Origin of the sequence: Curtobacterium sp. PsM8 (assembly GCF_030433875.1) — a bacterium.
Lineage (GTDB): Bacteria > Actinomycetota > Actinomycetes > Actinomycetales > Microbacteriaceae > Curtobacterium.
This window is the reverse complement of record NZ_JARUXD010000013.1, coordinates 40,534-64,960: the sequence shown is the minus strand read 5'-3', so window position 1 is coordinate 64,960 and position 24,427 is coordinate 40,534. Positions and strand designations below refer to the sequence as shown.

Genomic DNA, 24,427 nt, shown 5'->3' with positions numbered 1-24,427 from the left:
CCCCGGCCCCCGGCCGCGCCCCCCCCCCCCCGCGGTTACCCCCACACACCCCGGGCGGGGCGCCCCCCCCCCCGGGGGGGGGGCCCCTCCCGTCTGTCCGTGGTCGGCTACGAGCTACCAGCTACCAGCTACCAGCTACCAGCTGACGGGTAGGGGCTTGCCCTCCTCGTAGCCGGCGGCGGACTGGATGCCGACCAGGGCCCGGTCCGCGAACTCGGTCAGCGACTGCGCGCCCGCGTACGTGGCGGAGCTGCGGAGACCCGTGGTGATCATGTCCAGCAGGTCCTCGACGCTCGGGCGCTCCGGGTCCAGGTAGATCGTCGATGACGAGATCCCCTCGGCGAAGAGCGCCTTCCGGGCCCGCTCGTACGGGTCGAGCCGCTCGAAGCGCTCCCGCACCGCCTTGGCGGACGCCATCCCCCAGCTCTCCTTGTACGCCCGACCGGCGTCGTCACGGCGGAGCACGCCCGGCGCTTCGAGCGTGCCGGCGAACCACGAGCCGATCATCACGGCCGACGCGCCCGCGGCCAGCGCCAGGGCGACGTCACGCGGGTAGCGGACCCCGCCGTCGGCCCAGACGTGTGCGCCGAGCGAGCGCGCCGCGGCGGCGGTCTCGAGCACGGCGGAGAACTGCGGACGCCCGACGGCGGTCATCATGCGGGTGGTGCACATCGCGCCCGGCCCGACACCGACCTTGATGATCGACGCGCCCGCGGCGACCAGGTGGGCGACGGCGTCGGCGGTGACGACGTTGCCGGCGACGAGCGGGATGCCGAGGTCGAGGGCGGACACCGCACGGAGCGCGCGGATCATGCCCTCCTGGTGGCCGTGCGCGGTGTCGAGGACCAGGACGTCGACGCCCGCGTCGGCGAGGGCGGCGGCCTTCGCGGCGACGTCGCCGTTGATGCCGACGGCCGCGGCGACCCGCAGGCGGCCGGAGGCGTCGACGGCCGGCCGGTAGATGTCGGACCGGATGGCGCTCGTCGGGCTGACGGTGCCGACGACCTTGCCGTGCCGCATCACCGGCGCGAAGTCGACCCCGGCCGCGGTGAGCACGTCGTACACGTGGCGGGAGGACCCGGCGTCCTCGGCGTCGATCGCGGTCGTCGCGCCGTGCAGCAGGTCGCCGAGGACCGCGTCGGCACCGGCGGTGGCGAGCCGGGTCGCGGGCACGCAGCCGAGGTACTCCCCCGCCTCGTCGCGCACGACCACGCCGCGACCCTCGACGGGCAGCAGCTGCTCGAGCGCCTCGGCGACGGTGGCGTCGGCCGCCAGGTCGATCGCGGAGTCGAAGTCGACCGGCTGCGCCTTCACCCAGCGGATCGCGGCGTCGAGGTCCTGCAGGTGCATGTCCTGCGGCATCACGCCGAGCCCGCCGCGACGGGCGAGGGTCGCCGCGAGCCGCGGACCCGTCACCGAGTTCATGTTGGCGCTGACGATCGGGATCGTCGCACCGGTGCCGTCGTTCGTGGACAGGTCCACGTCGAAACGGCTCGTCACGCTCGACCGGCTGGGGACGAGGAAGACGTCGGAGTAGGTCAGGTCGTGGGTCGGCCGCGTCTCGTAGAACCTCATGACGGCCACTGTACGGCGGCGCGCGGAGGGCCGCCGGGGAGCGGCACCCAGACCCGCCCGGGAGGCCCGACTCACCCGCCGTCTCCCACCTCACGGCCACGGAGGAGCGGCTAGGGTTGACGGCGTGCGGGACAGGGTTGCCCTGCACGACACACACGAGCATCAATCGACGGAGAGTGGGCGATCGGCTGTGTCGAGCCATCTGACCGGAACTGACGAGACCGCGGGCGAATTCGGCGCGAACGAGTGGCTGGTGGACGAGCTCTACGAGCAGTTCCTCGCCGACAAGAGCAGCGTCGACGAGTCCTGGTGGCCGGTCCTCGAGAGCTACCACCGGGCCCAACCCACCAGCGCGGAGGTCGCCCCGTCTGCCGCAGCCGACTCCGCCACCGCCGCTCCCGCCCAGGCCGCCGCTGCCCAGCCCGCCCCCGCCGAGCAGCCCGCCGCCGTCGCCGGTCCGTCCTCCACGCAGCAGCCCGCGACCGGAGAGACGAAGACGCCGCTCCAGGCCCGCACCACCTCGCGCCAGCCGTCGCCGCAGCCGATCCCGGCCGAGGCGAACGACTCCGCCGACGAGCACGAAGAGACCCACGAGGACGTCGCCACCCCGCTCCGTGGCATGGCGAAGACCCTGGCGTCGAACATGGACGCGTCGCTCACCGTCCCGACCGCCACGAGCGTCCGGACGATCCCGGCGAAGCTGATGATCGACAACCGGATCGTCATCAACAACCACCTGCGCCGGGCCCGCGGCGGCAAGATCTCCTTCACGCACCTCATCGGCTGGGCCATGGTCCAGACGCTCAAGGACTTCCCCAGCCAGAACGTCTCCTACGAGGAGCGCGACGGCAAGCCGTTCCTGATCACCCCCGCGCACGTCAACCTCGGCATCGCGATCGACGTCCCGAAGAAGGACGGCACGCGTTCCCTGCTGGTCCCGAGCATCAAGCGCGCCGAGACCCTGACGTTCGGGCAGTTCCTCTCCGTGTACGAGGACGTGGTCAAGCGCGCACGGGACAACAAGCTGACCCCGTCGGACTTCCAGGGCACGACGATCTCCCTGACGAACCCGGGCGGCATCGGCACCGTGCACTCGGTCCCGCGCCTGACCCGGGGCCAGGGCTGCATCATCGGCGCCGGTGCGCTCGAGTACCCGGCGCAGTTCCAGGGCTCAGCGCCGAAGACCCTCGTCGAGCTCGGCGTCGGCAAGACCATCACGCTGACGAGCACCTACGACCACCGGGTCATCCAGGGCGCCGGGTCGGGCGAGTTCCTCAAGCAGGTGCACGAGCGGCTCATCGGCCAGCACGGCTTCTACGACGACATCTTCGCGGCGCTCCGGATCCCCTACAAGCCGATCCAGTGGGCGAACGACATCAACGTCGACCTGGCCCACCGGGTGAACAAGACCGCACGTGTGCAGGAGCTCATCAACAGCTACCGCGTCCGCGGGCACCTGATGGCCGACATCGACCCGCTCGAGTACCGGCAGCGCACGCACCCCGACCTCGAGATCGAGCGTCACGGGCTGACGTTCTGGGACCTCGACCGGGAGTTCGTGACCGGTGGCCTCGCCGGCACCACGACCGCACCGCTTCGTGACGTGCTCGGCATCCTCCGGGACGCCTACTGTCGGACGGTCGGCATCGAGTACATGCACATCCAGGACCCGGAGCAGCGTCGCTGGGTGCAGGAGCACATCGAGGTCCCCTACTCGAAGCCGTCGAAGGACGAGCAGCTGCGGGTCCTCGGCAAGCTCAACGAGGCCGAGGCGTTCGAGACCTTCCTGCAGACCAAGTACGTCGGACAGAAGCGCTTCTCGCTCGAGGGCGGCGAGTCGACCATCGCGTTCCTCGACACCCTGATCCAGCACGCCTCGGTCGCCGGCCTCGACGAGGTCGCGATCGGCATGGCGCACCGCGGTCGCCTCAACGTCCTGACGAACATCGCCGGCAAGACCTACGGGCAGATCTTCCGGGAGTTCGAGGGCACCCAGCTCCCCGGCACGGTGTCCGGGCAGGGCTCCGGCGACGTCAAGTACCACGTCGGCACCGAGGGCGTGTTCCGCGCCTCGGACGGCTCCCGCATCCCGGTGACGATCGCGGCGAACCCGTCGCACCTGGAAGCCGTCGACGGCGTGCTCGAGGGCATCGTCCGTGCCAAGCAGGACCGGAAGCCCGCCGGCACGTTCGGCACGCTGCCGGTGCTCGTGCACGGCGACGCCGCGATGGCCGGCCAGGGCGTGGTCGTCGAGACGCTGCAGATGTCGCAGCTGCGCGGCTATCGCACCGGTGGCACCGTGCACCTGGTCATCAACAACCAGGTCGGCTTCACCACCCCGCCGGAGTCCGCGCGCACGTCGGTCTACTCGACCGACGTCGCCAAGACGATCCAGGCGCCGGTCTTCCACGTGAACGGCGACGACCCGGAGGCCGTGGCCCGCGTCGCCGACCTGGCGTTCGCGTACCGCGAGGAGTTCCACCGCGACGTCGTCATCGACCTGGTCTGCTACCGTCGACGCGGCCACAACGAGGGCGACGACCCCTCGATGACCCAGCCGCTGATGTACAACCTCATCGAGGCGAAGCGCTCCGTCCGCACCCTGTACACCGAGGCCCTCGTCGGCCGTGGTGACATCACGCAGCAGGAGTACGACGACGCACACCGCGACTTCCAGGACCGCCTGGAGCGCGCGTTCGCCGAGACGCACGAGGCGCAGACCGGCACCATGCCGACCGTCGCCGTGGACGACTCCGGCGCGGTGAACGGGCTCGAGCGCCCCACCGCCCAGCGCGACGACTCCGAGATCGAGGTGCACGACACCGCCATCTCGCAGGAGCTCGTCGAACTCATCGGCGACGCGCACGGCAACCCGCCGTCGGGCTTCTCGATCCACCCGAAGCTGCAGCAGCTCCTCACCAAGCGCCGCGAGATGACCCGCGCCGGTGGGGTCGACTGGGCGATGGCCGAGCTGATGGCGATCGGGTCCGTCCTGGTCGAGGGCAAGCCCGTCCGGCTCGCCGGCCAGGACGCCCGACGCGGCACGTTCGTGCAGCGCCAGGCGGTGTTCCACGACCGGACGAACGGCCAGGAGTGGCTGCCGCTCGCGAACCTCACCGAGGACCAGGCCCGCTTCTTCATCTACGACTCGCTGCTCAGCGAGTACGCGGCGATGGCGTTCGAGTACGGCTACTCGGTCGAGCGTCCCGAGGCGCTCGTGCTCTGGGAAGCGCAGTTCGGTGACTTCGCCAACGGCGCCCAGACCGTGATCGACGAGTTCATCTCGTCCGCCGAGCAGAAGTGGGGCCAGCGCTCCGGCCTGGTGCTCCTGCTCCCCCACGGGTACGAGGGCCAGGGACCGGACCACTCCTCCGGCCGCATCGAGCGGTACCTGCAGCTCTGCGCGCAGGACAACATGGTGGTGGCACGGCCGTCGACGCCGGCGTCCTACTTCCACCTGCTCCGTCGGCAGGCGTGGGCGAAGCCGCAGAAGCCGCTGATCGTGTTCTCCCCGAAGGCGATGCTCCGCCTGCGGCAGGCGACGAGTGCGGTCGACGACTTCACGACCGGCACCTTCGAAGAGGTCCTGGACGACGACCGCCTGGCGGCCAAGGGCGTCGACCGGGCTTCAGTGCGTCGCGTCGTGCTGCACTCGGGCAAGATCCACCACGACCTGCGGACCGAGGCCGAGAAGCGCGGCGTCGACGACGTCGCACTCGTCCGGCTCGAGCAGCTCGCCCCGCTGCCGCTCGACCGGATCCTCGAGGTGCTGGCGAGCTACCCGGAGGCCGAGGTCGTCTTCGCGCAGGAGGAGCCCGAGAACCAGGGTGCCTGGCCGTTCGTCTGCATGAACCTCTCGCAGCACCTGGACGGCCGCCCGCTGTCCGTCGCGTCCCGCTCGGCGAGCGCGGCCCCGGCGACCGGTTCCTCGAAGCGCAGCGCGCAGGAGGCCGCCGACGTCATCGACCGGGCATTGAGCGCTTGAGCGCTTGAGCGCGTCGGTGTAGCCGACCAGGAAGCGCCTCGTGCAGCAGTCCGCTGGACTCCCGCACGAGGCGCTCCGACGTTCGCGAGGAATGCAACAGCGTTCGCGAGGAATGTGACCGCGACTGCTCGCTAGACCAACCTCGTGTACCGGACGCCCGCCTCGTGGTACCCGCGGCGCTGGTAGAAGCGGTGCGCGTTGTCCGTCGCCGCAGCACTGACGGCGGACAGCCGTCGCGCGCCCTGCTCGGCCGCCCACGTCTCGAAGGTGCCGAGCAGCGCGGAACCGGTGCCGCTCCTCCTGGCCGTCGGGTCGACGACGAGCAGCAGCAGCTGCGCGGTCGGCTCGTCGCTGGCGTAGGTCCACGTGACCTGCGCGCCGGCGACGGCGATCGGTCGGCCGTCGTCACCCCGGACCACCCAGGTGCGGTGTCCGGCCTCGGCGGTGAGCCTATCGAGTCGGGCCTGCATCGCGGCGGGTTCGACCTGGTGGCCGAGGAGGCGCACCAGGTCGGTCACCGCGGCGACGTCGGGTTCGGTCCAGGTGCTGATCGGCTCGGCGTCGGTCATGTCCGCACCCTACCCGTTCGCGGGGCCGTGACCGCCCGTGTGACGAGCCGGCCGGGCCGCGGTCAGTGGGTCGACTGCACCGCACGGAGTCGGGCGAGGACCTCGTCGCGGAGCTGCTCCGGCGCGGTCTCGCGGCAGGCACGCTTGACGGTCTCCATCAGGACGACACCGACGCGGTGTTCGGTGAGGCAGTCCTCGCAGCCGTCCATGTGCTCGCGGATGTCCGCGGCGTCCTCGTGTCGGAGCTCGTCGTGCAGGAACTCCTCGAGTTCCGCCTTCGCCTTCGAGCAGTCGCACCCGCTCATCGTGCGTCCTTCCGCGTCGTGCGGGTGCCGGCCGTCGTGGCCGCCCGCGTGCCTGCACCTCGGCCTCGTCCGCGCATCGTCGCCGTCGACGCTGCGTCCGGGACGATGCCGGTCTCTCGTGCGTGTTCCGCCAGGAGCCCCCGCAAGAGCCGGCGTCCACGGTGGAGGCGGCTCATGACCGTCCCCACGGGGGTCTTCATGATGTCGGCGATCTCCTGGTACGAGAACCCTTCGACATCGGCGAAGTAAACGGCCATCCGGAAGTCCTCCGGGATGGCCTGCAGCGCGTCCTTCACGGCGGAGGACGGCAGGTGGTCGATGGCGTCGGCCTCGGCGGAGCGCGCCGAGATCGACTGCGTGACGCTCTCCGCGCCGCCCAGCTGCCAGTCCTCGAGCTCGTCGATGGTGCCCTGGTACGGGTTCCGCTGGTTCTTGCGGTACGTGTTGATGAACGTGTTCGTGAGGATCCGGTAGAGCCACGCCTTGAGGTTCGTGCCCTGGCGGAACTGCCGGAAGGCGGCGAACGCCTTCACGAAGGTCTCCTGCACCAGGTCAGAGGCGTCGGCCGGGTTCCGGGTCATCCGCATCGCGGCGCCGTACAGCTGGTCCATGAACGGCAGTGCCTGGTCCTCGAACAGCCGTCGCAGCTCGTGCTCGGAAACGGTCTTCGCGTCGACGGGCTCCGGTCCGGCGTCGGCGTCGAGTCCGGCGAGGTCCTCGTCCTCGACGGCGTCGAGCTGCTCCTCGGTCTCGTCGACCAGGTCGTCCGGTGCGTGCTGCGGTTCGTCGGTCGTCATCGCCCGCCAGTCTAGGCGGACGGTGGTGTCCGGGCCCTGTGGCTCGGCGAGCGTCGTGACGGCCCGAGGCAGCAGTGCTGTGTCGGCCGTTCGTGACGGTGCGAGTGCGATCACCGTGCTCCTCCCGATGGGTTCAGTAGTGTGGTGAACCGATGGCAGCCACGACGCATTCCCACCCCTGGTCCGCCCCGGTCGCGCGCGGCCCGCTGGCCGGCGACGTCGCCCTGCCGGGCTCGAAGTCGCTGACCAACCGGGAGCTGGTGCTCGCCGCCCTGGCCGACGGCCCCTCGACGATCCGCCTGCCGCTGCACTCCCGCGACTCCGCGCTGATGACGGCCGCGCTCCGGCAGCTCGGCGTCGGCATCGACGAGGTCGAGCCGGCCGCCGGGGACCCGGCGAACCCGTACGGCCCGGACCTCCGGGTGACCCCCGGTCCGATGCACGGCGACGTCCGCGTGGACTGCGGGCTCGCGGGCACCGTGATGCGCTTCCTGCCGCCGCTCGCCGCCCTGGCCGAGGGACCGGTCACGATCGACGGCGACCCCTACGCACGGAAGCGCCCGATGGCCGCGATCGTCAAGGCACTCGTCGACCTCGGCGTGCAGGTCACCGACGACGGCGGCGGCGCGATGCCCTTCAGCTTCGTCGGGACCGGCTCGGTCCGGGGCGGCACGCTCGACGTCGACGCCTCGGCGTCGTCCCAGTTCGTCTCCGGCCTGCTGCTCTCCGCACCGCGCTTCACCGAGGGGCTGCACCTCCGGCACACCGGTGAGCGACTGCCGAGCCTGCCGCACATCGCGATGACGGTGGAGGTCCTGCGTGCGCGGGGCGTGCAGGTCGAGGAACCCACGGTCGGCGAGTGGGTCGTGCACCCCGGACCGATCCGGGCGCGTGACGTCACGATCGAACCGGACCTCTCGAACGCGGCTCCGTTCGCGGTCGCCGCCCTCGTCGCCGGCGGGACGGTCCGGATCCGGAACTGGCCGACCGAGACGACGCAGGTCGGTGCCGACCTCGAGACGCTCCTGCCGCTGTGGGGCGCGACCGTGACACGCGACGGTGACGACCTGGTGTTCGACGGCGGCGTCGGGATCCGGGGTGGGGCCTCCGTCCCGGGGGTGGACCTGGACCTGACACGCGGCGGCGAACTCGCCCCCGCGCTCGTCGCGCTCGCGGCGCTGGCCGACGGCCCGAGCGAGGTCTCCGGCATCGGGCACCTGCGCGGCCATGAGACAGACCGGCTGGCCGCGCTGGCGGCGGACGTCAACGGCCTGGGAGGCGCGGTGACGGAACGTCCCGAGGGCCTGCGGATCGACCCGGCGCGGCTCCACGGCGGCGACTGGGCCGCCTACGAGGACCACCGGATGGCCACCGCCGGGGCCGTCGTCGGCCTGGTGACGGAGGGCGTGGCCGTGGACGACATCGGCTCGACCGCGAAGACGCTGCCGCAGTTCCCGGAGCTGTGGGCCGACCTCCTGGCGACGAGCGCCGGCACGCAGGTCGCCGACACCACCGAGGGGGACCCGGCATGAGCTGGTGGGACGACACCGACGGCGGCGACGAGGACGAGCCGTACGGCCAGTACGACGAGTCCAGCGTCCGCGTGCGCCCGAACCCGAAGGGCAACCGGCCGCGCACCAAGACCCGCCCCACGTACGACGACGCCCCGACCGGCTGGGTGACGAACGTCGACCGCGGTCGGTTCGGCGTCCTCGTGACGAACGAGGACGGCGAGCACGTCGTCACCGCCACGAAGGCACGGGAACTCGGCCGGAAGTCCGTCGTGACCGGGGACCACGTGTCGCTCGCCGGTGACGTCTCCGGCGACGAGGGCTCGCTGGCCCGCATCGTCCGGGTGGCCGAGCGCACCTCGTTGCTCCGACGCAGTGCCGACGACTCGGACGAGGTCGAGCGCGTCATCGTCGCCAACGCCGACCAGATGCTCATCGTGGTGGCCGCGGCCGACCCGGAGCCCCGGACGCGTCTGATCGACCGGTACCTGGTGGCGGCGTTCGACGCGGGCCTCGACCCGATCCTCTGCATCACGAAGACCGACCTCGCCGACCCGACACCGTTCCTGGCGCACTTCGCCTGCCTGGACCTGCGCATCGTGACGAGCCGTTCCGACGACGTCCCGTTCGCGGCCCTGCACGACCTGCTGGACGACAAGGTCACCGTGACCGTCGGACACTCCGGCGTGGGCAAGTCGACGCTCGTGAACGCCCTGACCGGGTCGACGCGGGCGATCGGCGTCGTGAACTCGGTGACCGGGCGCGGGCGGCACACGTCGTCGTCCTCGATCGCGCTGCGGGTGCGGGACGGCGGCTGGATCATCGACACCCCGGGCGTCCGGTCGTTCGGGCTGGGGCACGTGCAGCCGGAGAACGTGTTCCGGGCGTTCGCCTCGCACGCGGTCACCGTGCAGGACTCCCCCGACGGCATCCCCCTCGACCAGGCGCACGACTGGGAGATCGTCGACCGGGTGCAGAACGGCGAGCTCGGGGCGACGGGTGTGGAGCGGCTGGACTCGTTCCGGGCGCTGCTCACGGGCATGGGCGCCGAGGACCCCGGGACGGCGTAGGCCCGCCGCGTCGCTCGAGCTGCGTCGCTCGACTTCGGGCAGGGGCGGGCGTACGCTGTCCCCTCGTGTCCGAAGTTGCAAAGTACAACTACGCGCCGAGCGCGTCGTCCTCCTCCACCCCCGGCCCGACCGCCGTCCACGGCCACGCCGCCCAGCGCCCGCCGCACCGCGCCCCCGGCGTGCTGCGCCCGCAGGGACTCGCCGGAGTGCTCCGCTCGTTCGGCTCGCACATCCTGGTGCCGCTCTTCCTGGCGGTCGGCATGACGCTGGCCTACCTCGGCGCCTTCCACGCCCCGACCCCGCACGACCTGCCCGTCGGCATCGTCGGCACGACCCCGGCCACCCAGGTGTTCGCGCAGACCGTGACCGACCAGTCCGACGGCGCCCTCGTCGCCCACGTCGTGAGCAGCACGGAGGCCGCCGAGCAGCAGGTCCGCGACCGTGACCTGGCTGCCGTGTACGCGCCGAGCGACTCGGCCGCGACGCTCTACGTCTCGACCGCCGCCAGCGAGACCACCGCCTCGGCCGCGCAGAAGGTGTTCGTGCCGATCGCCTTCGAGCAGCACCTGCCGTTCCACGTCGTCGACGTCGTCCCCACCGGTGACCAGGACACCACCGGCCAGGGTCTGTTCTTCCTGCTGGTCGGCCTGAGCGTCGGCGGGTACTCGTCTGCGATCGCCGTCGCCGCGTTCGCCACCCGCCTCCGTCCGGTGTGGACCGCCGTCGTCGGGCTCGTCACCGCGGGCGTCGTCGCGGGCATCGGCATCGTCGTCGCCGGACCGGTGTACGGCGTGCTGACGACCCACCAGTGGCAGGTCTTCCTGTTCGCCTGGCTCTACGACGCGGTCATCATCGCGCTCGGTGTCGGGCTGCACCCACTCATCGGCCGGTGGACCACCCCGGTGCTGACGATGCTGTTCGTGATGCTCAACTTCACGTCCTCGGGCGGCATCTTCCAGCCGGCGTTCCAGCCCGGGTTCTTCGCCGGCCTCAACACGTTCTGGAGCGGCGCCGCCTGGCTGCAGGCCGCGCAGGACCTGCAGTACTTCCCGGGCGCCTCGCTGGGCCGGAGCGGTCTGGTGCTGGCACTCTGGCTGGTCGCCGTGCTGCTGCTCTGCGTCGTCGTGCACGGTCTCGTCGCCCGCCGGACCCGCATCGCCCGCGAGCGCGCCGTCACGCTGCTCGAGGAGGAAGAGGTCGTGGCGGCCTGACGTCGGCAGTCGGACTGACTTCCGCAGCCGGACAGCCGTCCGCAGTCGGACAGCCGCCACCCCGCGCCAGCACCGCGCCCCCGGTACGCTGGCCCTCGTGGACCTCAGCGCCGACCTGGACTTCGCCCGTTCCCTCGCCGACACCGCCGACGCGATCAGCCTCGACCGGTTCCGCGCCGCCGACCTGCACGTGTCGCAGAAGGCCGACCACACCGCGGTCACCGACGCCGACCAGGCCGTCGAGCGGGCGCTGCGGGAGCGGCTCACGGCGGAACGCCCGGACGACGCGTTCCTCGGCGAGGAGACCACCGCTGACTCCGGCGCCGACGCGCTGAGCGAGGGGCACCGCCAGTGGGTCGTCGACCCGATCGACGGCACCGCGAACTACCTGCGAGGCGTCCCGGTGTGGGCGACCCTCATCGCGCTGGCGGTCGACGGCCGTCCGGTCCTCGGCGTGGTGAGCGCCCCGGCGCTCGGAAAGCGCTGGTGGGCAGCCACCGGCCTCGGCGCACACTCGCTCGAGGGGCCGCTGCACGTGTCGGGTGTCAGCACGCTCGAGGACGCCAGCCTCAGCTACAACTCCCTGCAGCAGTGGGACGACGACGACCGGCTCGACACCCTGGTCGCGCTGTCCCGCAAGGTCTGGCGCACGCGCGCCTACGGCGACATGTGGTCGTACATGATGGTGGCCGAGGGGGTCCTCGACGTCGCGGGCGAGCCGGACCTCAAGCCGTGGGACATCGCCGCCCTGGTGCCGATCGTCGAGGAAGCGGGCGGACGCTTCACCTCGCTCGACGGCGACCCGGGTCCCTGGCACGGCAGCGCACTGGCGTCGAACGGCCTGGTCCACGACGCGGTCGTCGAGGTCGTCCGCCGCAGCTGACGGGCGCACCCGCCGCCGACGACCGGACGGGAGGCACGCCCCCTCAGTCCTGCCGCCCCGCCTCCGCCCCGTGCTGGCCCTCGGGCACGCCGCCCCGGTCCCCCTCGCCCCGGTCGCCCGCGCGCCGGTCCCCCTCGCGAGCGGCAGCGCGCCGCCGGACCACGAGGTCGGCGACCGCGAGCACGAGCGCCACCGCGATGAGCGAGACCGTGAACGTCGTCCCGCTCCGGAAGGCGTCGTGGTACGCGTCCAACCGGCCGCCGGCGCCCGCCCCGCCGCCGCTGGTGCCCGCCCCGAAACCCGCCCCCGCGGACTCGCCGCGGACGATCCCGTAGAAGATGCTCGTCGCCACCGCGGTGCCGATCGCCGTGCCGACGCGCTGCCCGAGCTGCTGCATGGACCCGGCGACCCCGGACTGTTCGACCGGCACCTCGGCGAGCGTCAGGGTCTGGTTCGGCGAGACCACGAAGCCGCCGCCGAGTCCGCCGACCAGGAAGGCCCCGGCCATCGCCCACGGGGTGACCTCGGGCGGGGTGAGGACCGCGGCGAGCATGAGCAGCACGAAACCGACGACGACCGCACCGAGCCCGGCGACGACGAGCGCCCGACCGATCCGGTTCACCAGTCGTCCGCCGACGTAGGAGCCGACCGCGCTCGTGATCGCGAACGGGACGCTCACCATGCCGGCGAACACCGGAGCGAGCCCGAGCCCCTCCTGCAGGTAGAGCGTGACCATGAGGAACGACGCCGGCAGCGCCGCGAAGTAGACGGCGACGATCGCCAGGCCGTTCCGGTAGGACGACCGGCGGAACAGCTCGAAGTGGACGACCGGGGACTTCCCCCGGCGTTTGTACCCCTGTTCCCACAGCACGAAGCCGACGAGGAAGACCGCCGAGACCGCCAGCCAGAGCCACCGGGCGGCCGATCCGCCGCCGCCCGAGGTGGTCACGAACGGCAGCATCACGGCGACGATCGCGACCCCGAGCAGCAGGATCCCGACGACGTCGAGCTCGCGGTCCGTGGCCCGGCCCTGGTCACCGCGGGGCAGCAGCCGCCAGGCGGCGACGAGCGCGGCGACACCGAGTGGCACGTTCATCCAGAACAGCAGCCGCCATCCGTCCTGCTCGCCGCCGAGTGCGATGAGGCCGCCGCCGATCGTCGGACCGAGTGCCGTGGACACCCCGATCACCGCGCCGAACAGGCCGAACGCCCGACCGCGTTCCTCGCCGCGGAACAGTTGATGCACCAGGCCGATCACCTGCGGCATCTGGGTCCCCGCGGCGAAGCCCTGCAGGATCCGGGTGACGGTGAGCACCTCGATCGTCGGTGCCAAGGCGCAGAGCAGACTCGACACGGTGAAGGCGACGAGCCCGATGACGAACAGGCGCCGCCGGTTCGTCAGGTCGCCGAGCCGTCCGGCCGGCACCAGCGCCAGGCCGAACGCCAGGGCGTACCCGGCGACGATGAGCTGCAGCGAGGAGCTCGTGGCGTGCAGCGACTGCTCGATCGACGGCAGGCCGACGTTGACCTTCGACAGGTCCAGGATCGTCAGTGCCGCGACCGCGACGCAGACCCCGAACGCCCGCCACCGCTGTCGGTCCGCTGTCCGTTCGTCCGCCTGCTCGCCCGTCCGCTCACTCACCGCCCCGTTCGTACCCGGGCCGTGCTCCGGGCAGACCCACGGTTCTGTACCCCGACGCTTACCACGGCGTCCGGACGGGGGTCCGCCTTTCCCCCCGGACTGGGGGCACGCGTATCGAGACCTTTCCCTGACGGACGGCTCAGCATCGCCGAAGAGGGGTTAGCGTTCTCCTGACGGAAGGTCATGTGACCGCACCGGGATCCCTAGTCCCAGCGAGCACGGACCCGCCGTCATTCGTCCGAAGACCCTAACCCGAGGGGTGATCAAGACGATGACATCATCGTTCCCGAGCGGAACCGAGCCCACCCAGGCTCGTCATCCGCGATCTGTCCACACGTCGACCCTGCCAGCGAACCGGGCCACCCACCCGTCGTCCGCCGGCACCACCCTCCGCGGAGCCACCCACTCCGCTGCGGGCTCCCACGTCGCCGGCTTCCCCGCCGGTGCGTCACGCTCCCCCGTCCCTGGCGCCGGAGGCCGGTGAGTCCTGATGGAACTCACCGGTCGACGCACTGAGGTCGACCGGATCACGACCCTCGCCGTACTCCCCCGGGAGTCCGCGCTGGTCGTCGTCGGCGATCCCGGCTCCGGACGCACGAGCGTCCTCGACGCGGCCAGCAGCCGCGTCTCCCTCCCCGTCGTCCGCATCGGCGTGAACGGCAGCGAATCCCGCTGGCCGCTCGGTGGTGTGACGACGCTCTTCAGCGCACTCGACGACCCCCGGGCCGCCGCACACGTCTCCCGGATCCTCGGGACCGTGCGCGACGCGGACCCCGCGCAGGTCATCGTCGTGGCGCACGAACTCCTCGACACCCTGCGCACCCTCCAGATGGCGCCGACGCTGGTGCTCATCGACGACCTCGACCGGATGGACGCGGCGAGCCAGACGCTCATCGCGTTCCTCGCCGGCCGACTCGTCGGGACGTCCCTCCGCGTCGTCGCCACGGTGGCGACCGTGCCGTCGGACAGCCCGCTCGCGGCCCTGCCGTCGCTGCGCCTGGCGCCCCTGCACCCGGACGAGGCACTGCTGCTCGCCCGGGAGCTGGCCGCCGACGACGCGAACGACGGTGTCCTGGCGGTCATCGCCGAGCAGACCGCCGGCAACCCCGGTGTGCTCCGTGAGCAGCTCGGCATGCTCCGCCGTGAGCAGCTGCTCGGCACCGAACCCCTCGTGCTGCCGCTGCGTCCCACCCCGACGACGGACCGCATCGTGGCACCCGTGGTCGCGGCGGTCCCCGGACGCGATCTGGACGTCCTGGCCCGCCTCGCCCTGGTCCCCGTCACGAAGGCGGGCGGTCCGGAGTGGGACCGCGACGTCGTCGAGGACCTCGCGTCCGTCGGGCTCGTCACGGTCCGCGGCCAGTCGATCTCGGTCCGTTCCCCGCTCGTGCGCTCCTTCCTGCACTGGCGGATGACGGCCCGCGACCGCCGCGCGGCACACGCCGAGCTCGCCGCGTCCGCAGCCGCCCACGACCCGCGTGCGGCGTCGTGGCACCGGAGCTTCACGGACGACCTGCCGGACGCCGTCGCCCTGCTGCACGCCGCCCTGGCGTACGCGGCGGACGGCGACGCCGCGGCGGCCGTGACGCTCACCGAGCGTGCGCTGCACGTCGGCACCCGGTCGGAGAGCGAGCACCTGGCGCTCCTGGCGGTCGCCGAGGTCCTGCTCGCACACCGCCTGCTCGGCTACGCAGCGCGCTACCTCGCCGCGATCGCGCCGTTCCGGTCCCGCCTCGACGACGTGCGCCGCCTGCGGCTGCACTACTCGGTGCAGTACCTCAGCGGCGAGGCCGTCGAGGCGGACGAGCTGCTCGTCCCCGCCGACGCGACCGACGCCGCCGAGGCGGAGGCCGTCACGGGCCTCCTGGCCATGGTCGCGAGCTTCCGGGCCGAGGCCTGGGAGCTGGAGCACGCCCGCGACCTGCTGCAGCGTGCCGAACCGTTCGAGTCGGCACTGCCGCCGCACACGGCGCAGATCCTGCAGGCCGCACGGCAGATGGTCGCCGCGGTCGACGGACACCTGCCGCCGGACCGGGACTTGCACGACGGTCTCGCGACGACCAGCCTGCTGGCCCTCTCCGACCCGACGCTGCTGCTGCTCGCCCACGCGCTCAGCCTGTCCGAGCGGTACCGCAGTGCCCGCCGGGTGTTCGCGCTGGTCCTGGCACGCTCGTCGCACACCGCTCCGGTGTGGGTCGAGGCCGCCCGGTACCTGACCGCGGAGAACGAGGTGCGCTCGGGCAACTTCCGGCTCGCCCTCCGCGCGATCGACGCCTGGGAGACCGGGTCGAGCGTCGTCGAGCGACTGCGGGAGCCCTCGCGGGCCATCGCGATCGCTTGGCGGCACTTCCTCGAGGGTCGCCCGGTGGCCACCCTCGAGGTGCTCGACCGGTGCCTCGCGCTCCGCTCCACGAGCGGCCTCTGGGGTGCGACGGCGAAGCTGCACGCGTTCCGTGGCCGGGTCCTGCTGTTCGAGGGTCGTGCCGAGGAAGCCGCGGCGGCACTCGAGACCGCCGACGCGATCGGCCGGACGGTCCGGAACCCGACGGTGCTCCGGCACCTCGGCGACCTGATCGAGGCGTACGTGCGGCTCGGCCGGACCGACGACGCGCGGACCACGACGGCCCGTCTCGCCGCCGACCACCGGGCACACCCGTCGCGCTGGGGCGCCCTCGTCCTGGCACGGAGTCTGGCCCTGGTCAGCGACGACACCACCCGCGAGGCCGCACGACACCGTGCGCTCGAGCTGTTCGAGCCCACGGACTCGCAGTTCGAGCGCGCCCGGACCCTCGCCGCGCTCGCGTCGACGGGCACCGGTCCGGACCGCGCACGGCTCGGGGCAGCGTCCGCCGCGGCCTACGAGGCAGCGGGGCTCCGTCGTCCGCTCGCCGCCCCGCAGGGCGTCGCCGCGATGCCGCCGGCCGTCGGGTCGTCGGCGCTCCGGCAGTCGCAGTTCGACTCGACGCCGTCGCCGACGACGCCGCGGAGCGCACCGGACGGCACGCCGGTCCTCACCCTGCTCACCGCCGAGGAGCAGGCCGTGGTCCAGAAGGTCACGGAGGGCTACCGGAACCGCGAGATCGCCTCGTCGCTGTACATGTCGCAGCGGACGGTGGAGCTCCGACTCACGCAGATCTACCGGAAGGTCGGGGCGCGCTCGCGCTCGCACCTGGTGGCGCTGCTCGGGTAGACGCGACCGCAGACGAGACGGGAGGCCCGGTACCAGCTGGTACCGGGCCTCCCGTTCGTCGTGGGGTCGCGCCCGCCGTGTCAGACGGTGGCCGCCCGCCGCGTGGGGCTGTGCCAGACCCCGCTGGAACCACCGCGGAAGGCGAGGAACAGGGCGCGGAGGCACAGGTACGAGTCGAGGACCCGGAGGAGCGGGAAGGTCAGGCCGTACAGGACGTAGACGCCGCGGCGGGAGACCACCGCGACGACGATGGTGAGCAGGTAGTCGGGCAGCAGCACGCCGACCACGATCCCGGTGACCGGGTCGACGGCGAGCACGGCGTCCGGGAACCCGGCGCCCATGCCGAGCGCCACGAGGACCGCAGCGGTCCCGGCGAGCGCCACCGCGGGCAGTAGCAGGAGCATCATCACGCTCGACGTCAGGAGCTCGAGCACGAACAGTCCGGTGGCGAGTCCGAAGCGGCGGAGGCCGAAGCGGTGGCGCCGGAGGGTCTGCCAGAAGCCGAGGTTCCAGCGTCGGACCTGTTTGGCGTAGTCGCGGAGGGTGTCGGGGTCCTGCGTGTAGGCGATGGCGGCGCCGGGGCGGAACGCGACGCGGCCGAGTTCCTTGGCGTGCACCTCGAACGTCATGTTGAAGTCCTCGATGGCCAGACCCTCGGCGGTGATGTCGATGTCGCGGAGGATCCGGGTGCGGTACATCGAGGCGAAGCCGGGGACGATGGCGACGACGTTGGCGGCGGGGGCGGCCTGGCCGAACTTCTGCAGGTACTGGACGGCGACGTAGACGCGTTCGCGGTAGGCGACGAGCAGGCGGCCGAAGAAGGTGGGTGCGCGGGGCTCCAGGATCGTGGTGGCGCGACCGGCGACGGCGACGACGTCGGGGGCGGAGAACTCCGGCAGCCCGGTGGTGAAGTAGTCGGTGGACAGGTGGGTGTCGGCGTCCAGGAGCATCATCACCTCGAAGCGCTCCGGGATCGAGAAGTGCTCGATGGCGGCCGCGATGGCACCGGCCTTGCCGCGGTTCGGCTGCAGGTCGTACACCTGGGCGCCGGCGGCTCGGGCGATCTCGACGGTGCGGTCCGAGGACCCGTCGGAGACGACGAGGATCTGCTCGGGTGGCAGGTGCTCGGCCGCGGAGCGGATGGTGCGTTCGATGACGAGTTCCTCGTCGTGCGCGGCGACGAGGACGGCGACGTCGGCGGTCGTCGGCGGTCGGTAGCCCCGCGGGACGGGTGCCGGCATGCCGCGGCGGTGGGCCCGACGACCGCGGCCGTCGGCGCCGACGCGGTGCAGACGGGCGGTGACGACCCGGGTCGCGCCGACCGTGGTCCAGAGGATCGTGTTGACGCCGAGGACGAGCACGAGGGCGACGACGAACGTGAGCATGGGGCGACGCTAAGCGGCACGGCGGAGACTCCGCACCGCATTCCCGCACCCGGGGCCGCATGCGGTTGCGTGAGTCCGCATGCGGCCCCGCAGTCGCCGCCACGGTGCTGCGGGGCACCGCAAGACCGGCTCGGTGGCGTTGCCGGCGGGTGGCCCGACCCGTGATGGTGGCAACGCACCGACCGCCGGCCCCGTCATCGGGGCAGGACCGCGTACCCGAGATCGGTACCCGACCGGCCGCACCCGGACCGCCACCGTCCGCCCCCGCCTGATCCGGGGACGGACGGTGGCCCGGACACGGCCCACCCGATCCCGCGCTCCCACCCGACGGCGGTCGGTGCCTGCCGGGACGTCCCGGTTGTGTCCCGACCCGAGGGGAACCCGCATGTCCATCGCACCTCCGCCGTCCGACGCCCTGTCGGTCCGCACGTCGCCGGTCGCTCCGACGACGACGACCGTCCCGACGTCCCCGGACGTCTCGGCCCCCCTGAGCAGCAGCGTGCCGCTCACCCGGGGCACCACCGCACACGGCGGGACCCGCGGCTTCGAGTTCGACGTGGCCATCGTGGGTCTCGGCTACGTCGGGCTCCCGACGGCCCTGGCGTACCACCACTCGGGCACCTCGGTGGTCGGCCTCGACGTGTCGCAGCGCCGCCTGGAGACGATCCGGTCCCGCGGCGCCGACCTGCTCGACGACGACCGGGTGCGGCTCGAGTCGGCGTTCCTGGCGGACGACTTCGTCCTCACCGACGACCCGTCGATGCTCGCCCGTGCGGCGGCCGTGATCGTCTGCGTGCCGACGCCGGTCGACGAGTACCTGGTGCCGGACCTGGCGATCCTCCGCGGTGCCGCCGCGACGGTCGTCGAGCACGCCGTCCCCGGGCAGCTCCTCATGCTGACGAGCACCACCTACGTCGGGTGCACCGACGACCTGCTCGTGCAGCCCCTCACCGAGCGTGGGCTGCTGCCGGGTCGAGACGTGTTCGTCGCGTTCAGCCCGGAGCGCATCGACCCGGGCAACGCCTCGGTCGCGCACGAGGACGTCCCGCGTGTGCTCGGTGCGGCGACGCCCGAGTGCGCCGAGATCGCGGACGAGATGCTCGGCCGCTACGCCCGGGTGCACCGCGTGCCCTCGCTCGCCGCGGCCGAGATGACGAAGCTGCTCGAGAACACCTTCCGCGCGGTGAACATCGCGCTGGCGAACGAGTTCTCGGACATCTGCCGGACGATGGGCATCGACGTGGCGGACGTCGTGGACGCCGCGGCGACGAAGCCGTACGGGTTCATGGCGTTCATGCCGGGCCCGGGCGTCGGCGGTCACTGCATCCCCTGCGACCCGCACTACCTGCTCTGGCAGCTCAAGGCCGACCGACAGGCCGCGCCGATGATCACGCAGGCGATGACCGAGATCGCAGCCCGTCCGGGTCGGGTCGTCGACCGCACCCGCGAGGTCCTCTCGGACGCGGGCCGTGGCCTCCGTGGTGCCCGGGTGCTCGTCGTCGGCATCGCCTACAAGCGTGACGTCGCGGACCTCCGCGAGTCCCCCGCGCTCGAGATCCTCGAGGGCCTGATCGCCGCCGGTGCCGAGGTCGGGTTCGCCGACCACCGCTTCGACTCGGTCCGCCTGCACGACGGCACGGTCCTCGACGACGTCGTCGACGAGGCCGCGTTCGCTGCAGACGTCGTGCTGCTGCACACCCGGCACACCGACGCCGACCTGTCCTGGATCACCGGCGAGCAGCTCGTGATCGACACCACCTACCGGGCTGCGGACCTCACCGGCCGCATCCTCCTCTGAAAGGGAACGCCATGAAGTCCATCGTCACCGGAGGTGCCGGGTTCATCGGCAGCCACCTCGTCGAACGCCTGCTCGCCGACGGCGACGACGTCGTCGTCCTCGACGACTTCTCGACCGGCCGTGCCGACAACCTGGCCGCCGTCGCCGGACACGAGCGACTGCGCGTCGTCGAGGGCAGCATCCTCGACCGTGAACTCGTCGCCGACCTGGTCGCCGGTTCGGACCGGGTCTTCCACCTGGCCGCCGCGGTCGGCGTGAAGCTCATCGTGGACCACCCGCTGCAGGGGCTCCGCACGAACATCCACGGCAGCGAGAACGTCCTGGACGCCTGTGTCGCCGCCGGCGCGAAGCTGCTCCTCGTCTCCACCAGCGAGATCTACGGCAAGAACACCGCCGACGCGCTGCACGAGACCGCCGACCGCGTGCTCGGCTCGCCGCTCGTGGCCCGCTGGACCTACGCCGCAGCGAAGGGCATCGACGAGGCCTTCGCGCACGCCTACTTCAAGGAGTACGGCCTGCGGGTCGCCATCGCCCGTCCGTTCAACACGGTCGGTCCGCGCCAGACCGGTCGCTACGGCATGGTCGTCCCGAACCTCGTCGGCCAGGCCGTCCGCGGCGAGCCGCTGACCGTGTACGGCGACGGCGTCCAGTCGCGCTGCTTCTCGTTCGTCGGCGACGTCGTCCCCGCGATGGTCGCGCTCATCGAGCACGACGCGGCCTACGGCGAGGCGTTCAACCTCGGCGGCGAGCGCGAGATCAGCATCGCCGAGCTGGCGGAGCTCGTCATCGACATCGTCGGTTCGGACAGCCAGATCACCTACGTCCCCTACGACGAGGCGTACGGCGAGGGCTACGAGGACATGCGCCGTCGTGTCCCGGACAACACGCGTGCCGAGGCCGCCGTCGGGTTCGCCCCGGTGACCCCCCTGGAGGCCGTGGTCCGGTTGGTCGCGGAGGACGTGCGTTCCCGCGCGGTCGCCGACGACGTCACCGACGCCGCCCCGGCGGGTGCGACGGCGGGTGCCCCGGCGAGCGCGACGGCGGCGGTCTAGCCGTGTGCGGCATCATCGCGGCACGGGTGGCGGACGACGCCACCCCGTACCTCCTGGACGGTCTGGAGCGTCTGGAGTACCGCGGCTACGACTCGGCCGGAATCGCCGTCCGCACCAGCACCGGCGGCACCGAGACGATCCGTTCGGTGTCCCGCGTCGGCGACCTGCGCACGCTGGTCGCCGCCCGCTCCGGTGACCCGTTCACGGGCATCGGCATCGGCCACACCCGCTGGGCGACCCACGGCGCCGTCCGTGAGACGAACGCGCACCCGCACGCCGACTGCTCCGGTCGGATCAGCGTCGTGCACAACGGCATCATCGAGAACGCGGACCTGCTCCGCGAGCAGCTGAGCGCCCAGGGACACGTGTTCGTGTCCGAGGTCGACTCGGAGGTCATCACGCACCTCGTCGAGCGTGCCCTGGCGGTCGACCCGGACCTGATGCTCGCGGTGCAGATCGCGACCGCGCAGCTCGAGGGCTCTTGGGCCATCGTGGTCCTCGACGCCCGCGACGGCCGGATGGTCGTCGCGGCCGACCGGTCCCCGCTCGTGGTGGCCCGTGCCGCCCGCGGTGACTTCGTCGCGAGCGACATCGGTGCGATCGCCACGTGGGCGGAGACCTTCGTGGCGCTCCGGGACGGGGACGTCGTCGAGCTCGGCGAGAGCTGGACCTGGTCCTCCCGTGGCGAGGTCGTGGCGGTGCCGTTCGCGACGCCGTCGCCGTTCGCCGCCGAGGCGCTCGAGCTCGGTGACCACACCGACCACATGGCGAAGGAGATCGAGGAGCAGCCCGCCGTCGTCGCGGAGATCCTCGACCGGATCGCCGGACGCGCGGTCGACGGCTCGATGTGGCGCGGCCTCGGGCTCGCGCCGTTCGAGCGCGTCGCCGTCGTGGCGTGCGGGACCTCGTTGAACGCCGGGCAGGTCATCGCGACCGCGCTCCGCGGACTCGGCGGTGTCCCCACCGACACCGTCGTCGCCAGCGAGGCCGACCAGGCCGTCCTGACGCCCGGCACCCTGGTCGTCGCGATCAGCCAGTCGGGCGAGACCGCGGACGTGCTCCGTGCGCTCGACCGGTTCGCGGACCGGTACCAGGTGCTCGCGTTGACGAACAACCTGCACTCGTCGCTCGCCCGTCGTGCCGACGCGGTGCTCGACTGCCACGCCGGTCCGGAGATCGGCGTCGCCGCGACGAAGACGTTCACGGCGCAGGTCGTCGTCGGCGTCTCGGCGATGATCTCCGCTCTGGTGGCGTCCGGCCGGATCGACCGCTCGCGTGCACTGGCGCTCGTGGGCGACATGCAGCGGCTGCCGGGCCTCCTGGCCGGCGCGGCCGAAGCGTCCCTCGACCGGATCCCGCTGCTCGTCTCGAGCGTGCGCGACGCCTCCGGGTTCCTGTTCCTGGGACGCGGGGCGGGCCTCCCGTTCGCTGCCGAGGGTGCGCTCAAGCTCAAGGAGCTGTCCTACCGGTGGGCCGAGGCCTACCCGGCCGGCGAGCTCAAGCACGGCCCGCTCGCACTCGTCACCGACGGCACCCCCGTGGTCGTCGTCGACAACGGTGCGCACAAGATCCAGGCGAACGTCGCCGAGGTCCGCGCCCGCGGTGGCTTCGTCATCACCATCGGTGGTGCCGGCGCCGACGTGCCCGCGCTCGGTCGCGACGCCGGCCGGCTGCTCTCCCGACGGACCGACGTGACCGACCAGGGCATGTCGCTCTGGGGGCCGCTCGAGTCCGTCGTCCCCCTCCAGATGCTCGCCCGCGAGCTCGCGCTGCAGCTCGGCTGCGACGTGGACAAGCCCCGCAACCTCGCGAAGTCGGTGACGGTCGAATGACGAAGGACCAGTCCTTCAACCGCCTGACGGTGATCCTCGCCGTCCTGGCGGCCGTGGCGATCGTCGTCACGGGTCTCCTCGGAGCCGCCCCGGCACGCGCCGCGACGGTCACGAAGCCCGTCACGGTCAGCCTGACCTTCGACGACGGCGACGCCGACCAGATGCCGGCCGCGCAGGTGCTGCAGCAGAACGGCCTGACCGGCACGTTCTACATCATCACCGGGTACCTCAACGCCCCCGGCTACATGCAGCAGTCGGACCTGGCGACCCTCGCGGCCGCCGGCAACGAGATCGGTGGCCACAGCGTCACCCACCCCGACATGTCGGCGCTGTCCCAGGCCGAGGCGCAGCGGCAGGCCTGCCAGTCGCGTGCCACTCTTTCGTCGTGGGGCTACACCGTCCGGAGCTTCGCCTACCCCTTCGCGGAGTCGACCACGAAGACGCGCGACGCCGTCCGCGCCTGCGGGTACACCAGCGCCCGCGGCCTCGGCGACGTGCAGACCCCGTACGACTGCACCGGCTGCGTCACGGCGGAGACCCTGCCGCCCCGCAACGCCATGCTGACCCGGGCACCGAGCCAGGTCGAGGCGGACTGGACCCTGGCCGACCTGCAGAAGCAGGTCACCCAGGCGAAGACCGACAGGGGCGGCTGGGTGCAGCTCACCTTCCACCACATCAGCGACGACACCTCGCTCGACCCGACGACCTCACCGGCCCTGTTCGCGCAGTTCGCCCAGTGGCTCGCCGCGTACTCGGCGGACCCGGCGAACGCCACCACCGTCAAGACGGTCGGCGACGCGGTCGGCACCCCGGTGCAGCCGGTCGTGCAGTCACCGGTCCCCGGCCCGGCGGCACCCGGCGTCAACGCCGTGCAGAACCCGTCCTTCCAGACCTCCTCCACCACCAGCCCGAGCGGTCAGAAGTGCTGGCAGTACGGCGGGTACGGGTCGAACACGGCGGCGTTCAGCACCGTCAGCCCGGGTCGGACCGGCACCACCACCAAGGCGACGTCGCTCACCGTCAGCGACTACACGGACGGCGACGCCAAGTGGCTGCCGACGTTCGACCTCGGCGACTGCGCCCCCACCGTCGTCGCCGGCCACACGTACTCGCTCCGCGAGTACTACAAGGCGAACACGGTGACGCAGTTCACGGTCTACCTGCGCGACTCGACCACCGGGTCGTGGCACTACTGGACCTCGAGCCCCTGGTACGCCTCGGCCACCACGTGGACCCAGGCGGTGTGGACGACGGACCAGATCCCGGCCGGGTTCAACGGCATCAGCTTCGGCCTGAACCTGTTCACCAACGGCACGCTGACCACCGACGACGTCGCCGCCTACGACACGGTCGGTGCGCCGCCGCTCGCGACCACCACGACGACGACGAACAGCGCGACCACGTCGGCGAAGACGAGCAGCAGCGTCAGTCGGATCGCCCCGGCCGTCGACGCCCTGGCCGTCCGGTCCCGTGCGGTCCTCGGGCAGCTCGACACGTCGGGCATGGCGAGCCCGCTCGACACCCCGGCGGCGCCCGCCGGACCGTCGGTGCCCGCCCCGGCGGCGCCCGCCGCACCGGCAGCGACGGCAGCGCCCGCAGCGCCCGGCACGATCGGCCGGTGA

General features: G+C 72.3%; 16 protein-coding genes. 10 read left to right on the top strand and 6 right to left on the bottom strand.

Features of this window, described 5'->3' with window-relative positions; genetic code table 11:
- Nucleotides 1-135: 135 nt before the first annotated feature.
- Nucleotides 136-1,575 carry a GuaB1 family IMP dehydrogenase-related protein gene (locus QCD68_RS04935; RefSeq protein WP_253463364.1) on the bottom strand — a complete coding sequence of 480 codons (1,440 nt, stop codon included), beginning with the start codon at nucleotides 1,573-1,575 and terminating at the stop codon, nucleotides 136-138.
- A 190-nt stretch (nucleotides 1,576-1,765) separates the two neighbouring features.
- On the opposite strand from QCD68_RS04935, the gene QCD68_RS04930 reads away from it, so the two are divergent.
- The gene (locus tag QCD68_RS04930) at nucleotides 1,766-5,560 is read left to right on the top strand and encodes a multifunctional oxoglutarate decarboxylase/oxoglutarate dehydrogenase thiamine pyrophosphate-binding subunit/dihydrolipoyllysine-residue succinyltransferase subunit (protein ID WP_301222235.1); all 3,795 of its coding nucleotides are present in this window, start codon (nucleotides 1,766-1,768) and stop codon (nucleotides 5,558-5,560) included.
- Between the two features lie 131 nt (nucleotides 5,561-5,691).
- Here QCD68_RS04930 and QCD68_RS04925 read toward each other — a convergent pair whose 3' ends face one another.
- The 3 genes from QCD68_RS04925 to QCD68_RS04915 all read right to left on the bottom strand — a co-directional run bounded on the left by QCD68_RS04925 (nucleotide 5,692) and on the right by QCD68_RS04915 (nucleotide 7,231).
- Entirely contained in the window at nucleotides 5,692-6,129 is a 438-nt protein-coding gene (locus tag QCD68_RS04925) for a GNAT family N-acetyltransferase (protein ID WP_221850102.1), read from the bottom strand.
- 62 nt (nucleotides 6,130-6,191) lie between these two features.
- Nucleotides 6,192-6,434, bottom strand: a complete 243-nt coding sequence (locus QCD68_RS04920) for a zf-HC2 domain-containing protein (RefSeq protein WP_111075549.1) — start codon at nucleotides 6,432-6,434, stop codon at nucleotides 6,192-6,194.
- Complete coding sequence (locus QCD68_RS04915; protein ID WP_221850103.1) at nucleotides 6,431-7,231, bottom strand: sigma-70 family RNA polymerase sigma factor; 801 nt, start codon at nucleotides 7,229-7,231, stop codon at nucleotides 6,431-6,433. The genes QCD68_RS04920 and QCD68_RS04915 overlap by 4 nt, the downstream gene beginning before the upstream one ends.
- 152 nt (nucleotides 7,232-7,383) lie before the next feature.
- On the opposite strand from QCD68_RS04915, the gene aroA reads away from it, so the two are divergent.
- The 4 genes from aroA (at nucleotide 7,384) to QCD68_RS04895 (ending at nucleotide 11,906) form a co-directional block, all read left to right on the top strand.
- Nucleotides 7,384-8,763, top strand: a complete 1,380-nt coding sequence (aroA, locus tag QCD68_RS04910) for a 3-phosphoshikimate 1-carboxyvinyltransferase (protein ID WP_301222234.1) — start codon at nucleotides 7,384-7,386, stop codon at nucleotides 8,761-8,763.
- A complete protein-coding gene (gene rsgA / locus QCD68_RS04905) occupies nucleotides 8,760-9,812 on the top strand; it encodes a ribosome small subunit-dependent GTPase A (RefSeq protein WP_221850105.1) in 1,053 nt (350 codons plus the stop codon). Before aroA ends, rsgA begins: the two co-directional genes overlap by 4 nt.
- A gap of 65 nt (nucleotides 9,813-9,877) precedes the next feature.
- A complete protein-coding gene (locus QCD68_RS04900) occupies nucleotides 9,878-11,023 on the top strand; it encodes a hypothetical protein (RefSeq protein WP_301222233.1) in 1,146 nt (381 codons plus the stop codon).
- A 97-nt stretch (nucleotides 11,024-11,120) separates the two neighbouring features.
- Nucleotides 11,121-11,906 carry an inositol monophosphatase family protein gene (locus tag QCD68_RS04895; protein WP_301222232.1) on the top strand — a complete coding sequence of 262 codons (786 nt, stop codon included), beginning with the start codon at nucleotides 11,121-11,123 and terminating at the stop codon, nucleotides 11,904-11,906.
- Nucleotides 11,907-11,949: 43 nt separating this feature from the next.
- Here the strand turns inward: QCD68_RS04895 and QCD68_RS04890 are convergent, their stop codons facing one another.
- The gene (locus QCD68_RS04890) at nucleotides 11,950-13,548 is read right to left on the bottom strand and encodes an MFS transporter (protein ID WP_301222231.1); all 1,599 of its coding nucleotides are present in this window, start codon (nucleotides 13,546-13,548) and stop codon (nucleotides 11,950-11,952) included.
- A 490-nt stretch (nucleotides 13,549-14,038) separates the two neighbouring features.
- On the opposite strand from QCD68_RS04890, the gene QCD68_RS04885 reads away from it, so the two are divergent.
- Nucleotides 14,039-16,738 carry a helix-turn-helix transcriptional regulator gene (locus QCD68_RS04885; protein WP_301222230.1) on the top strand — a complete coding sequence of 900 codons (2,700 nt, stop codon included), beginning with the start codon at nucleotides 14,039-14,041 and terminating at the stop codon, nucleotides 16,736-16,738.
- Nucleotides 16,739-16,818: 80 nt separating this feature from the next.
- On the opposite strand, the gene QCD68_RS04880 is transcribed toward QCD68_RS04885, so the two are convergent.
- Entirely contained in the window at nucleotides 16,819-18,123 is a 1,305-nt protein-coding gene (locus tag QCD68_RS04880; protein ID WP_301222229.1) for a glycosyltransferase, read from the bottom strand.
- A 385-nt stretch (nucleotides 18,124-18,508) separates the two neighbouring features.
- Between QCD68_RS04880 and QCD68_RS04875 the strand changes: the two genes are divergently transcribed.
- From QCD68_RS04875 to QCD68_RS04860, 4 genes are read left to right on the top strand one after another with little or no spacing between them, the layout of a single operon-like run.
- Nucleotides 18,509-19,921: a nucleotide sugar dehydrogenase gene (locus QCD68_RS04875; protein ID WP_301222227.1), complete on the top strand. Its 1,413-nt coding sequence runs from the start codon at nucleotides 18,509-18,511 to the stop codon at nucleotides 19,919-19,921.
- 11 nt (nucleotides 19,922-19,932) lie between these two features.
- Nucleotides 19,933-20,973 carry an NAD-dependent epimerase/dehydratase family protein gene (locus QCD68_RS04870; protein ID WP_221850111.1) on the top strand — a complete coding sequence of 347 codons (1,041 nt, stop codon included), beginning with the start codon at nucleotides 19,933-19,935 and terminating at the stop codon, nucleotides 20,971-20,973.
- A gap of 2 nt (nucleotides 20,974-20,975) precedes the next feature.
- The gene (gene glmS, locus QCD68_RS04865; protein ID WP_301222225.1) at nucleotides 20,976-22,805 is read left to right on the top strand and encodes a glutamine--fructose-6-phosphate transaminase (isomerizing); all 1,830 of its coding nucleotides are present in this window, start codon (nucleotides 20,976-20,978) and stop codon (nucleotides 22,803-22,805) included.
- Entirely contained in the window at nucleotides 22,802-24,427 is a 1,626-nt protein-coding gene (locus tag QCD68_RS04860; RefSeq protein ID WP_301222224.1) for a polysaccharide deacetylase family protein, read from the top strand. Before glmS ends, QCD68_RS04860 begins: the two co-directional genes overlap by 4 nt.

Bases quoted from the DNA above. Each gene is read 5' to 3' on its own strand.
- QCD68_RS04935 (WP_253463364.1), bottom strand. From the start codon at position 1,575: ATGAGGTTCTACGAGACGCGGCCGACCCACGACCTGACCTACTCCGAC.
- QCD68_RS04925 (WP_221850102.1), bottom strand. From the start codon at position 6,129: ATGACCGACGCCGAGCCGATCAGCACCTGGACCGAACCCGACGTCGCC.
- QCD68_RS04920 (WP_111075549.1), bottom strand. From the start codon at position 6,434: ATGAGCGGGTGCGACTGCTCGAAGGCGAAGGCGGAACTCGAGGAGTTC.
- QCD68_RS04915 (WP_221850103.1), bottom strand. From the start codon at position 7,231: ATGACGACCGACGAACCGCAGCACGCACCGGACGACCTGGTCGACGAG.
- aroA (WP_301222234.1), top strand. From the start codon at position 7,384: ATGGCAGCCACGACGCATTCCCACCCCTGGTCCGCCCCGGTCGCGCGC.
- rsgA (WP_221850105.1), top strand. From the start codon at position 8,760: ATGAGCTGGTGGGACGACACCGACGGCGGCGACGAGGACGAGCCGTAC.
- QCD68_RS04885 (WP_301222230.1), top strand. From the start codon at position 14,039: ATGGAACTCACCGGTCGACGCACTGAGGTCGACCGGATCACGACCCTC.
- QCD68_RS04880 (WP_301222229.1), bottom strand. From the start codon at position 18,123: ATGCTCACGTTCGTCGTCGCCCTCGTGCTCGTCCTCGGCGTCAACACG.
- QCD68_RS04875 (WP_301222227.1), top strand. From the start codon at position 18,509: ATGTCCATCGCACCTCCGCCGTCCGACGCCCTGTCGGTCCGCACGTCG.
- QCD68_RS04870 (WP_221850111.1), top strand. From the start codon at position 19,933: ATGAAGTCCATCGTCACCGGAGGTGCCGGGTTCATCGGCAGCCACCTC.
- QCD68_RS04860 (WP_301222224.1), top strand. From the start codon at position 22,802: ATGACGAAGGACCAGTCCTTCAACCGCCTGACGGTGATCCTCGCCGTC.